Annotated in this window: 12 protein-coding genes; 2 read left to right on the plus strand and 10 right to left on the minus strand. The window is 72.5% G+C overall.

Annotated elements, in window-relative coordinates; all coding sequences use genetic code 11:
* The 10 genes from ABD823_RS24130 to ABD823_RS24175 form a co-directional block, all read right to left on the minus strand.
* Window positions 1-1,679 (minus strand): DEAD/DEAH box helicase (locus ABD823_RS24130; RefSeq protein WP_344863304.1); only part of this gene is annotated, 1,679 nt, incomplete at its 3' end.
* A 371-nt stretch (window positions 1,680-2,050) separates the two neighbouring features.
* Window positions 2,051-2,416 carry a metal-sulfur cluster assembly factor gene (locus ABD823_RS24135; RefSeq protein WP_344863306.1) on the minus strand — a complete coding sequence of 122 codons (366 nt, stop codon included), beginning with the start codon at window positions 2,414-2,416 and terminating at the stop codon, window positions 2,051-2,053.
* Between the two features lie 64 nt (window positions 2,417-2,480).
* A complete protein-coding gene (gene sufU, locus ABD823_RS24140) occupies window positions 2,481-2,915 on the minus strand; it encodes a Fe-S cluster assembly sulfur transfer protein SufU (RefSeq protein ID WP_344863308.1) in 435 nt (144 codons plus the stop codon).
* A 73-nt stretch (window positions 2,916-2,988) separates the two neighbouring features.
* On the minus strand, window positions 2,989-4,248 hold the full coding sequence (locus tag ABD823_RS24145; protein ID WP_344863310.1) for a cysteine desulfurase: 1,260 nt from the start codon (window positions 4,246-4,248) through the stop codon (window positions 2,989-2,991).
* A gap of 70 nt (window positions 4,249-4,318) precedes the next feature.
* A complete protein-coding gene (sufC, locus tag ABD823_RS24150; protein ID WP_344863363.1) occupies window positions 4,319-5,050 on the minus strand; it encodes a Fe-S cluster assembly ATPase SufC in 732 nt (243 codons plus the stop codon).
* A gap of 41 nt (window positions 5,051-5,091) precedes the next feature.
* Window positions 5,092-5,409, minus strand: coding sequence for a Rieske (2Fe-2S) protein (locus ABD823_RS24155; RefSeq protein ID WP_344863312.1), 318 nt, complete (start codon window positions 5,407-5,409; stop codon window positions 5,092-5,094).
* On the minus strand, window positions 5,406-6,527 hold the full coding sequence (gene sufD, locus ABD823_RS24160) for a Fe-S cluster assembly protein SufD (RefSeq protein WP_344863315.1): 1,122 nt from the start codon (window positions 6,525-6,527) through the stop codon (window positions 5,406-5,408). The genes ABD823_RS24155 and sufD overlap by 4 nt, the downstream gene beginning before the upstream one ends.
* Window positions 6,527-7,939: a Fe-S cluster assembly protein SufB gene (gene sufB, locus ABD823_RS24165; RefSeq protein ID WP_344863317.1), complete on the minus strand. Its 1,413-nt coding sequence runs from the start codon at window positions 7,937-7,939 to the stop codon at window positions 6,527-6,529. Before sufB ends, sufD begins: the two co-directional genes overlap by 1 nt.
* The gene (locus tag ABD823_RS24170) at window positions 7,936-8,655 is read right to left on the minus strand and encodes a helix-turn-helix transcriptional regulator (protein ID WP_344863319.1); all 720 of its coding nucleotides are present in this window, start codon (window positions 8,653-8,655) and stop codon (window positions 7,936-7,938) included. Before ABD823_RS24170 ends, sufB begins: the two co-directional genes overlap by 4 nt.
* A 104-nt stretch (window positions 8,656-8,759) precedes the next feature.
* Window positions 8,760-10,001, minus strand: coding sequence for a multidrug effflux MFS transporter (locus tag ABD823_RS24175; RefSeq protein ID WP_344863321.1), 1,242 nt, complete (start codon window positions 9,999-10,001; stop codon window positions 8,760-8,762).
* Window positions 10,002-10,333: 332 nt separating this feature from the next.
* On the opposite strand from ABD823_RS24175, the gene ABD823_RS24180 reads away from it, so the two are divergent.
* Together ABD823_RS24180 and ABD823_RS24185 are read left to right on the plus strand one after the other, a co-directional pair.
* Entirely contained in the window at window positions 10,334-11,242 is a 909-nt protein-coding gene (locus tag ABD823_RS24180; protein WP_344863323.1) for an ABC transporter ATP-binding protein, read from the plus strand.
* A complete protein-coding gene (locus ABD823_RS24185; RefSeq protein ID WP_344863325.1) occupies window positions 11,239-12,033 on the plus strand; it encodes an ABC transporter permease in 795 nt (264 codons plus the stop codon). The genes ABD823_RS24180 and ABD823_RS24185 overlap by 4 nt, the downstream gene beginning before the upstream one ends.
* Window positions 12,034-12,044 lie beyond the last annotated feature (11 nt).

Below are 12,044 nucleotides of genomic sequence, written 5' to 3' on the forward strand. Positions count from 1 at the left end.
CTCTCGAAGCGGCGCTCGCCGCCCCGGCCGCCCTCACCGGACGGGCGCCCCTCGCGGAACGGCTCGCCGCGGTGACCGCCGGAGCGCTCACCCCGGTGGGAGTCGCCGCGGTAGCCGCCGGGACGCTCACCCCGGTAGGAGTCATCGCGGTGGGAGTCGCCCCGGTAGCCGCCGGGACGCTCGCCGCTCCGGAACGGCTCCCGCCGCTCGGCACGGTACCCGCCGTGGTGGCGGTCGCCCCGGAAGGATTCGTGCTCGCCCGCCGGGCGCTCGGCGCGGTACCCGCCGGAGCGGTCGGAGCGGCTCTCGAAGCGGCGCTCGCCGCCCCGGCCGCCCTCACCGGACGGGCGCCCCTCGCCGTCGTGCCGGTCGCGGAACCGGCGCGGACCGCGGCCGCGGCCGTCCTCGCGGCGCCGGCGCTGCTTGGCGGCGGGGGCCGCGGGCTCCCAGACCGGGATGGGCTCGCCGCTCGGCCGCCGGGCGCCAGCGACCTCCTCCAGGCGCGGGTGGCCCGGGATGGCCTTGAGCCGGAACGGCTTGATGCCGGCGCGGCGGGCCATCGCGTCGGTGGACCGGCGCTCGTTGGGCAGCACCAGCGTCAGCACGGTGCCCTTCTCCCCCGCGCGGGCCGTACGGCCGCCGCGGTGCAGGTAGCTCTTGTGGTCCTGCGGCGGGTCGACGTGGAGCACGAGGCTGATGCCGTCGACGTGGATGCCCCGGGCCGCGACGTCGGTGCAGACCAGGACGTTGACCGCGCCCTCCTTGAACTCGGCGAGGATGCGGGTGCGCTGGTTCTGGCGCTTGCCGCCGTGCAGGCCGCCTGCCTTGACGCCGACCTGGGCGAGCTGCTTGCACAGCCGGTCCACGCCGTGCTGGGTCCGGACGAAGATGATCGTCCGGCCGTCGCGGTTGGCGATCTCCGCGGTCACCGGGAACTTGTCGTCGCGGTGGACCTCCAGGAGGTGGTGCTCCATGGTGTCCACCGGGGAGGTGGCCGGGGCCAGGGAGTGGGTCACCGGGTCCGTCAGGAAGCGCTTGACGAGCTTGTCCACGTCGCCGTCGAGGGTGGCGGAGAACAGCAGGCGCTGGCTGCCGGCCGGGGTCTGCGCCAGCAGCGCGCTGACCACCGGGAAGAACCCGAGGTCGCACATGTGGTCGGCCTCGTCCAGCACGGTCACCTGGACGTCCGCCAGCGAGCACTCGCCCTGCTGGATGAGGTCGGTGAGGCGGCCGGGGGTGGCCACCAGGATCTCCACACCGCGGCGGAGCGCCTCGATCTGGCGGCCCATGGACATGCCGCCGACGACGGTCTTCATGCGCAGGGACAGGCCGCGGCCGAGGGGCTCGAGCGCGTCGGTCACCTGCATGGCCAGCTCGCGGGTGGGCACCAGGACGACGGCGCGCGGGCGGCCGGGGGCCGCCTTGGCGCCGGCGACGCGGGCCATCGTGGGCAGGCCGAAGGCCAGCGTCTTGCCGGAGCCGGTCTGGCCGCGGCCGAGCACGTCGATGCCGGAGAGGATGTCCGGGATGGTGGCCCGCTGGATGGGGAAGGGTGCCTCGATGCCCTGGCGGGCGAGCGCCGTCACCAGCGGCCTGGGCAGGCCGAGGAGGGCGAACTCGGAAACGCCGGGAGCGGCCTCGGGGAGATCGAGGTTCTCGGGCAGGGCAGCGTCAAGCATGGTCACGAAGAGTCGTGCCTTTCGGTAGAAGAACGCGGCACGTCACTTCTGCGAAAGGACGAGCCTGGAGCGCGCGGCCGGTCGGGCCGCGCTCGATCGACGCCCACGTCGAGGGGCGGTGGTGCGGTGCAAGTCGAGGCGCACCGCACGGGGCGGGTCCATCTTACCCGCACGCAGTCAAACCACGATCAAGCATTCCCGGCGTTCGCAGTGCCGGGGCGGTCGGGGCGCCGCTTCGGGAGCGGGCGCTTGTCCGACAGTGGAGCAACGCTCCGTGCCGGGTGTTTCTTCCCGGCACGGCGCATTCTCTCACACATTCCGGTACGGCCCGCAACTCGTGCGCCGCGGGCCGTATCCGGGGAGGGGGCGGGTCAGACGTTGAACCCGAGCATGCGGAGCTGGTCGCGCCCCTCATCGGTGATCTTGTCCGGGCCCCACGGCGGGAGCCAGACCCAGTTGATCTTCACGTCGGAGACCATGCCGTCGAGCGCCGAGTGCGCCTGCTCCTCGATGACGTCGGTCAGCGGGCAGGCCGCGCTGGTCAGCGTCATGTCGATGGTGGCCACCGGCGCCTTCCCCTCCCCCGCGGGGTCGAGGTTGATCCCGTAGACCAGGCCCAGGTCCACGACGTTGATCCCGAGCTCGGGGTCCACGACGTCCTTGAGGGCCTCCATGACCTCCTCGAGCGTCGTCTCCCCGTCGTACGCCCCGGTGGGCGTCTCCACGGGCTTGCTCATCGGACCTCCTCCTCACGGCGCCCGGGCGAGACGGACTCCGTGTTCGTGATCGGCTCACTCATCGTCACGCGCTCCTCGCGACCGCGTCCTTGTAGGCCATCCAGGCCAGCAGCGCGCACTTGACCCGGGCCGGGAACTTGGCGACGCCGGCGAACGCCACCGCGTCGCCCAGCACCTCCTCGTCCGCCTCCGCCTGGCCCCTGCCCTGCATGAGGCGGGTGAACTCGTCGACCACCTCCAGCGTCTCCTGGACGGTCGAGCCGGTGGCCAGCTCGTGCAGGACGGAGGCGGCGGCCTGGCTGATCGAGCAGCCCTGCCCGTCGTAGGAGACGTCCTCGACCTTGCCGCCGTCGCCCAGCTTCACCCGCATGGTGATCTCGTCACCGCAGGTCGGGTTGACGTGGTGGACCTCGGCGTCGAAGGGCTCACGCAGGCCGCGCCCCTGCGGATGCTTGTAGTGCTCCAGGATCAGCTCCTGGTACATGGACTCGGCGATCATGGAGTCGCGTTCACCTTCTCGTTCGCTGCGCGCGGCAGGGCGCCCGCCCGCCGGTCCGACCGCTCCGGCATGGCTAGGCGAACACCTTCTGCACGTGGTGGAGGCCGCGGACCAGGGCGTCGATCTCGGCCGTCGTGTTGTACAGGTAGAAGGACGCCCGCGTGGTGGCGGGAATCCCGAACCTCAGGTGGAGCGGGCGGGCGCAGTGGTGCCCCACGCGCACCGCCACCCCGAACTCGTCGTCCAGGATCTGCCCGATGTCGTGCGGGTGGATGCCTGCGACGGTGAAGGAGACGATGCCGCCCCGGTCCACCAGGTCCTCGGGGCCGATCACCTTCAGGCCGGGGACCTCGCGCAGCGCCTGCAGCGCGTACGCCGTCAGCTCGCGCTCGTGGCGGGCGATCGCCTCCAGGCCGACGGAGGACAGGTAGTCCAGCGCCGCGCCCAGGCCGACGGCCTCGACGATCGGCGGGGTGCCCGCCTCGAACTTGTGCGGCGCGGGCGCGTAGGTCGCGCGGTCCATCCAGACCGCCTCGATCATCTCGCCGCCGCCCAGGAACGGGGGCATCGCCTCCAGCAGCTCGGCCCGGGCCCACAGCACGCCGATCCCGGAGGGACCGGCGGCCTTGTGCCCGGTGAACGCCAGGAAGTCCACGCCGAGCGCGGCCACGTCGACCGGCTTGTGCGGGACCGACTGCGAGGCGTCCAGCATCATCAGCGCGCCGACCTGGCGGACCCGGGCCAGGACCCGGTCCACCGGGTTGACCGTGCCGAGCACGTTCGACTGGTGCGCGATCGAGACGATCTTCGTCCGCTCGGTGACCAGTTCCTCCAGGTCCGACAGGTCCAGCCGGCCGTCGTCGGTGACGGAGAACCACTTCAGCGTGGCGCCGGTCCGCTGCGCGAGCAGCTGCCAGGGGACGATGTTGGAGTGGTGCTCCATCTCGGAGATGACGATCTCGTCTCCGGGGCCCATCGCGAAGCGCGGGTCGGAGCCGGCCCGGTTGCCGAAGGCGTAGGCGACCAGGTTGAGCGCCTCGGAGGCGTTCTTGGTGAAGACGATCTCGTCGCGGCTCGGCGCGCCGACGAAGGCGGCGACCTTGTCGCGGGCGTTCTCGAAGGCCTCGGTGGACTCCGACCCCAGCACGTGCATCGCGCGGCCGACGTTGCCGTAGTGCATCGCCATGTGCTCGCGCACGGCCTCGATCACCTGGGTGGGCTTCTGCGAGGAGTTGCCCGAGTCGAGGTAGACCAGAGGCCTGCCGCCGGGCAGCTCGCGGGAGAGGACCGGGAAGTCCTTCCTGATCCTCTCCACGTCGAACGCGGTGTCCATCAAGCCCTCATCACTCCTGGTTCGCTCTGGCGGGGGATGGCGGTGCGGGCCCGCCGGGCCCGCACCCGTGTCAGGCGCTCGCCTTGGTGTACTGCTCGTAGCCCTCGGCCTCGAGCTTCTCGGCGAGCTCGGGACCGCCCTCCTCGACGACCCGGCCGGCGGCGAAGACGTGGACGAAGTCCGGCTTCACGTAGCGCAGGATGCGGGTGTAGTGGGTGATCAGGAGCACGCCGGTCTCACCGGAGGCGCGGAAGCGGTTGATGCCCTCGGACACGACGCGCAGCGCGTCGACGTCCAGTCCGGAGTCGGTCTCGTCGAGGACGGCGATCTTCGGCTTGAGCAGCTCCAGCTGGAGGATCTCGTGGCGCTTCTTCTCACCGCCGGAGAAGCCCTCGTTGAGGTTGCGCTGGGCGAAGGCGGGGTCGATGGACAGGGCGTCCATGCCGGCCTTCAGGTCCTTGGCGAACTCGCGGAGCTTGGGGGCCTCGCCGCGCACCGCGGTGACCGCCGAGCGCAGGAAGTTGGAGACCGAGACGCCGGGGACCTCGACCGGGTACTGCATGGCGAGGAACAGGCCGGCCCGGGCGCGCTCGTCGACGCCCAGCTCCAGCAGGTCGACGCCGTCCAGCAGGACCTGGCCGCCGGTGATCGTGTACTTCGGGTGGCCGGCGATCGCGTAGGCGAGGGTGGACTTGCCGGAGCCGTTGGGGCCCATGATGGCGTGGGTCTCACCGGCGTTCACGGTCAGGTTCACACCGCGCAGGATCTGCTTGTCCTCGACGGCGACCTGCAGGTCGCGGATCTCGAGAGTGGACCCCGAGCGGACTCGGCTCGAATCAGACACTATGACTCCTTCGAGAGCGAGACGAGGACGTCATCGCCGTCGATCTTCACTCGGTAGACGGGAACGGGCTTGGTGGCGGGCGGGCCGGTGGGCTTGCCGGAGCGCAGGTCGAAGCACGAGCCGTGCAGCCAGCACTCCAGGCTGCCGTCGTAGACCTCGCCCTCGCTGAGCCTGACCTCGGCGTGGGAGCACACGTCGTGCAGGGCGTGCACCTCGTCGCCCTGGCGGACCAGCGCCACGGGGGTGTCGCCGACCTCGACGCCGATCACTCCCCCGTCGGGGATGTCGGCGAGCGCGCAGACCTTCTCGAACGTCACCGCTCCAGCTCCGCCTCGACCTTGGCGACGACCCGCTCGCGGAGCTCGGGCAGCTCGATCTTCTCCAGCAGCTGCCCGAAGAAGCCGCGGATGACCAGGCGGCGGGCCTCGTCGAACGGGATGCCGCGGGCCTGCAGGTAGAAGATGTGCTCGTCGTCCAGGCGGCCGGAGGCGCTGGCGTGGCCCGCGCCGGCGACCTCGCCGGTGAGGATCTCCAGGTTCGGCACCGAGTCGGCGCGGGCGCCGTCGGTCAGCAGCAGGTTGCGGTTGAGCTCGTAGGTGTCGGTGCCCTCGGCCTCGACCCGGATGATCACGTCGCCGATCCAGACGGCGTGCGCGTCCTCGCCCTGCAGCGCGCCCTTGTAGACCACGTTGCTCTTGCAGTTGGGCTGGGAGTGGTCCACCAGCAGGCGGTGCTCGATGTGCTGGCCGGCGTCCACGAAGTACAGGCCGGTCAGGTCGGCGTCGCCGCCGGGGGCGGTGTAGGAGACCGAGGGCGCCAGCCGCACCAGGTCGCCGCCGAGGGTGACGACGAAGCTGCGGAAGGTCGCGTCCTTGCCCAGCTGCGCGTGGTGGTGCGAGACGTGCACCGCGTCGTCGGCCCAGTCCTGCAGGCTGACGACCTTCAGCGTGGCGCCGTCGCCGACGACGAACTCGACGTTGTCGGCGTAGACCGCGCTGCCGGTGTGCTCCAGCACGACGACGGCCTCGGCCATCGGCTCCAGCACCACGACGGTGTGGCCGTAGGCCGCGCCCTCGCCCGAGCCGGTGAAGGTGATCACGGTCGGCTTGGAGGCGACCGCCTCGCGCGGGAAGGTGACCACGGTCGCCTTCTCGAAGGAGGCGTAGGCCTGCGCGCTGACCCGGTCCTCGGGCACGTAGGCCGTCCCGATCCGGGCGTCGCCGCGGCCGGCGGTCTCCACCGTGGCCTCGGGGGCGGCGTCCACGGTCACCAGCACGTTGCCGGAGACGGCGGCCGTGCCGTCGTGCAGGCCCTTCAGGCGCGAGAGCGGGGTGAAGCGCCACTCCTCCTCGCGGCCGGTCGGGACCTCGAAGTCGGCCGGGTCGTAGGACGACTTCGCGTGCAGGCCCGACAGGGGCTTCGTTTCGAGACCCATCAGCCGACGGCCCCTTCCATCTGCAGCTCGATCAGGCGGTTCAGCTCCAGCGCGTACTCCATCGGCAGCTCGCGCGCGATCGGCTCGACGAAGCCGCGCACGATCATCGCCATCGCCTCGTCCTCGTCCAGGCCGCGGCTCATCAGGTAGAACAGCTGGTCCTCGGAGACCTTGGAGACCGTGGCCTCGTGCCCCATCGCCACGTCGTCCTCGCGGACGTCGACGTAGGGGTAGGTGTCGGAGCGGCTGATCTGGTCGACCAGGAGCGCGTCGCACTTGACCGTGCTGGCGCTGCCGTGCGCGCCCTCCTCGATCTGGACCAGGCCGCGGTAGGAGGTGCGGCCGCCGCCGCGGGCCACGGACTTGGAGATGACGGTGGAGGAGGTGTGCGGAGCCAGGTGCACCATCTTGGCGCCGGCGTCCTGGTGCTGGCCCTCACCGGCGAAGGCGACGCTCAGGGTCTCGCCCTTGGCGTGCGGGCCCATGAGGTAGACGGCCGGGTACTTCATCGTGACCTTGGAGCCGATGTTGCCGTCGATCCACTCCATGGTCGCGCCCTCGTAGGCCACGGCGCGCTTGGTGACCAGGTTGTAGACGTTGTTCGACCAGTTCTGGATGGTCGTGTAGCGGCAGCGGGCGCCCTTCTTCACGATGATCTCCACGACCGCGCTGTGCAGCGAGTCGGAGGAGTAGATCGGGGCGGTGCAGCCCTCGACGTAGTGGACGTAGGCGTCCTCGTCGACGATGATCAGGGTCCGCTCGAACTGGCCCATGTTCTCGGTGTTGATCCGGAAGTAGGCCTGGAGCGGGATCTCGACGTGCACGCCCTTCGGCACGTAGATGAACGAGCCGCCCGACCAGACGGCGGTGTTCAGCGCGGCGAACTTGTTGTCGCCGACCGGGATGACGGTGCCGAAGTACTCCTTGAAGAGCTCCTCGTGCTCGCGCAGGCCGGTGTCGGTGTCGACGAAGATGACACCCTTCTCCTCGAGGTCCTCACGGATCTTGTGGTAGACGACCTCGGACTCGTACTGCGCGGCGACGCCGGCGATGAGGCGCTGCTTCTCCGCCTCGGGGATGCCGAGCTTGTCGTAGGTGTTCTTGATGTCCTCGGGCAGCTCGTCCCAGGAGGCGGCCTGCTTCTCGGTGGAGCGCACGAAGTACTTGATGTTGTCGAAGTCGATGCCGGACAGGTCCGAGCCCCACGTCGGCAGCGGCTTCTTGTCGAACAGGCGCAGGCCCTTCAGACGGAGGTCCAGCATCCACTCCGGCTCGTTCTTGAGCGCGGAGATGTTACGGACGACCTCCTCGGACAGACCCCTGCGAGCCGCGGCGCCAGCCGTATCGGAGTCGGCCCAGCCGAACTTGTAATTCCCGAGGCCTTCCAGCTCCGGGCGGTCGGTGACAGTCACCTTCCGGTCTCCTTGCTCGATTCGTCGATCGTTTGTGGACGGGGCGGGCTCACGTGGGTGGTGCAGACCCCGTCGCCGTGGGCGATGGTCGCGAGCCGCTGCACGGGAGTGCCGAGGATCTGCGCGAACGCCTCCGTCTCGGCCTCGCACAGCTGCGGGAACTCCGCGGCCACGTGCGCCACCGGGCAGTGGTGCTGGCACAGCTGCTCGCCGCCGAGGGCGGCCCTGCTGGCCGAGGCGGCGTAGCCGTCGGCCGAGAGCGCCTCGGCCAGGACGCGGACCCGCTCGGAGGCGGGCACGTCCTGCATCTCCCCCCGCAGGCGGCCGATCAGGCCGGACACCTGCGAACGCGCGAACTCGGTCACCGCCTCCTCGCCCAGCCGGTCGGCGAGGAAGCGCAGCGCGCTCCCCGCCAGCCCGTCGTAGGCGTGCTCGAAGGCGCTGCGTCCGGCGTCGGTGATGGCGAACAGTTTCGCCGGCCGTCCTCTTCCCCGCTGGCCGCGCGGGCGCGCCGTACGGGGCTCGATCATCCCCTCGGCGAGCAGCGCGTCCAGGTGGCGGCGGACGGCGGCGGGGGTGAGCCCGAGCCGTTCTCCGAGGGCGGCGGCGGTGACGGGTCCGTGCTCCAGGATGAGCCGGGCGACGCGCGCGCGCGTGCCGGTCTCCGCGGACACGGCGGAGGGCCGCGCGACGGCGGCTCCCTGGGTGTCCTTCATCCGGGGCACGTATTTCACAACATCAGTGTGGCGTAATTGCTTCCCGGCTGCCAAACCGGAGGGACGCCTCCCGGGATGCAATGCGTCACCCAGGAAAGGCTTACCTAACCTGCGGAAACGCCGGACCTCCCGCGCCGCAGGCCCGCGAAGACCGCCAGCGCCGCGACGGCGAAGCCCGCCAGGACGTAGGCCATCGGCCGGGCCGAGTCCCCGTCACCCAGCCCGACCAGCGGGGCGGCGAGCCCGCCGAGGGCGAACTGCACGACGCCCACCAGCGCCGAAGCGCTCCCGGCGACCTGCGGGGACTGCCCGGCCAGCGCGAGCGCGCCGCCGCCCGGCACCACCAGGCCCGTGCCGCAGGCCGTCACGAACAGCGCCGCGACCAGCGCCTCGAACGGCAGGCCCGCCAGCGCCACGGTGACCAGCGCACCCGCCCCGGCCAGGCAGAGGAGCAGCCCCGCCATGATCATCCCCTCGGGGCTCAGCCTGCTCCCGGCGATCCGCCCGCCGACCTGCGCGGCGGCGGTCAGGCCGAGGGCGTTGAGCGCGAACACCAGGGAGTAGGTCTGCGCCGAGGCGCCGTACACCTCCTGGATCACGAACGGCGAGCCGGAGATGTAGGCGAACAGGCCGGCGAAGCCCAGGCCGGAGGCGAGCGCGGCCGCCATGAAGGAGCGGTCGCGCAGCAGGCGCCCGAAGGCCGCCAGGGTGTGCCGGAGCCCGCCCTCCTCCCGCCGCCCGGCGGGGAGCGTCTCGCGCACCCCGCCGGCCGCGGCGGCCAGCAGCGCCAGGCCCATGGCGCTCAGCACGGCGAAGATCCCCCGCCAGGAGGTGTGGGCGAGCACCTGCGCGCCGAGGATCGGGGCCAGCATCGGGGCCAGTCCGCTGACGAGCATGAGGGTGGCGAAGATGCGCGCGATGGCGGCGCCCTCGTACAGGTCGCGCACGACCGCGCGCACGATCACCAGCGCGGCCCCGCCCGCGATCCCCTGGAGCAGCCGGAATCCGATCAGTGCCTGCGCCGACGGGGAGAACGCGCACAGCAGCGAGGCCGCAGCGTAGGCGCCGATCCCGGCCAGCAGCGGGAGGCGGCGCCCCCGCACGTCGCTGAGCGGGCCGGCGACGACCTGTCCGACGGCGACGCCGACGAGGCAGGCGGTGAGGGTCAGCTGGACCTGCGCCTGGCCGGCGTCCAGCTCGCCGGCGATCGCGGGGAACGCGGGCAGGTACATGTCGATGGAGAGAGGGCCGATCGCCGAGAGCGAGCCCAGGACGAGCAGCAGGAGCCTCCTGCGCCGTCCCCCCGGTGCGTGCGTGGCGTCCTGTCGTACGGCGCCGGCGGTCATCGGCGGTTCTCCCATCCCTCACGGACCACGGTGGGCCCGCTGCGGGCCGAGCATCGGAACAGGATCCGGTCATCCGATATTCCCGATACCGGAATCTCACTTTCCGCACCCGCACGGCCGCGGCCCCGCGGCCCGCCGCGGGGCCGCGCACCGCCCGCGCCCTGGATCCGGCCCCGCCCCCCGCGCGGCGCGGCGGACTCCCGCCCCGGGCCCCGCCCCGGACACGGGCGCCGGCGGGCGGACTCCCGCCCCGGGCCCCGCCCCGGACACGGGCGCCGGCGGGCGGACGGCCGCGAACGGGACCGCGCCGGCGAGTCCCTAGACTCGTGGCCATGGACTCCCCAGCCGTCGAGATCATCGATCTGGTCAAGAGATACGGCCGAACGACCGCGATCGACGGCCTCACCTTCAGCGCCGCCCGCGGGGCGGTCACCTCCGTCCTCGGCCCCAACGGCGCGGGCAAGACCTCCACGGTCGAGATCTGCGAGGGCTTCCGGCGCGCGGACGGCGGCACCGTGAACGTGCTCGGGCTCGACCCGGCCCGGCCGGAGCTGCGGGCGCGGGTGGGCGTGATGCTCCAGTCCGGGGGCGTGCCGCCGGCCATGCGCTGCGGCGAGTGGCTGCGGCTGGTGTCCCGCTTCTACTCCGACCCGCTCGACCCCGCGGCGCTGCTGGACCGGCTCGGGCTGACCGAGCACGCCCGCACGCCGTACCGGAGGCTGTCCGGCGGCCAGCAGCAGCGCGTCTCGCTGGCCGCGGCGGTGGTCGGCCGCCCCGAGCTGGTCTTCCTCGACGAGCCGACCGCCGGGCTGGACCCCCAGGCCCGCCACGCCTGCTGGGAGCTGGTGGGCGACCTGCGGGCCGCCGGGGTGTCGGTGGTGCTGACCACCCACCACATGGACGAGGCCGAGAAGCTCTCCGACCACGTGGTGGTCATCGACCGCGGCCGGGTGGTGGCCCAGGGCACGCCCGCCGCGCTCACCGGCGCCGAGCGGCAGCTGCGCTTCCGCGCCCGGCCGGGGCTCGCCCTCGACGAGCTGCTCACCGCGCTGCCGGCGGGCAGCGCGGCCAAGGAGTCCCCCGCGGGGCACTACATCATCGAGGGGCAGGTCGGCCCCGAGCTGCTGGCGACCGTGACGGCCTGGTGCGCGACCGAGGGCGTCACCGCCGACGACCTCAGCATCGAGCGCCGCACCCTGGAAGACGTCTTCCTCGAACTGACCGGCCGGGAGCTGCGATGACGACCTCCGCCACCCCCGCGAAGCCCGCGGGCGCCGACCTGGCCCCCCGCGGGGGCGCCGCGCCGCTGCCGGCGATGGTGCTGGCGCAGGCCGGCGCGGAGATCCGCGCGACGCTCCGCAACGGCGAGCAGCTGCTGCTGACGCTGATCATCCCCGTGCTGCTGCTCGTCGGGTTCTCCGCCGCGCCCCTGGTGGACGTCGGCGGCGGCTCCCGGGTCGACTTCACCACCCCCGGCGTCCTCGCGCTGGCCGTGATGTCCACGGCCTTCACCGGGCAGGCCATCGCGACCGGCTTCGAGCGCCGCTACGGCGTGCTGAAGCGGCTGGGCGCGACCCCGCTCTCCCGGAGCGGGCTGCTGCTGGCCAAGACGCTGGCGGTGGTCGCGGTCGAGGCGGTGCAGGTCGCGGTCGTCTCCGGGGTGGCGCTCGCCCTGGGCTGGCGGCCCTCCGGCTCCCCGCTGTCCGCCCTGGCGCTGGTCGTGCTGGGCACCGCCGCCTTCAGCGGGCTCGGCCTGCTGATGGCCGGCACCCTGCGCGCCGAGGCCACGCTCGCCGGGGCCAACCTGGTCTACCTCGTCCTGCTCGGCTGCGGCGGGGTCGTCTTCCCGCTGTCGGTCTTCCCCGACCGGGTGGAGCCGGCGCTGGAGCTGCTGCCCATCTCGGCGCTGACCGGCGGGCTCCGCTCGGTCCTGGCCGACGGCGCGGCCTTCCCGGTCGCCTCCGCGGCCGTCCTGGCGGTCTGGGCGGCGGTCTCGCTGGGTCTCGCATCGCGGACATTCCGCTGGGAATGACCCGCCCCCTC

This window comes from Planomonospora alba (genome assembly GCF_039534085.1).
GTDB classification, from domain to species: Bacteria; Actinomycetota; Actinomycetes; order Streptosporangiales; family Streptosporangiaceae; genus Planomonospora_B; species Planomonospora_B alba.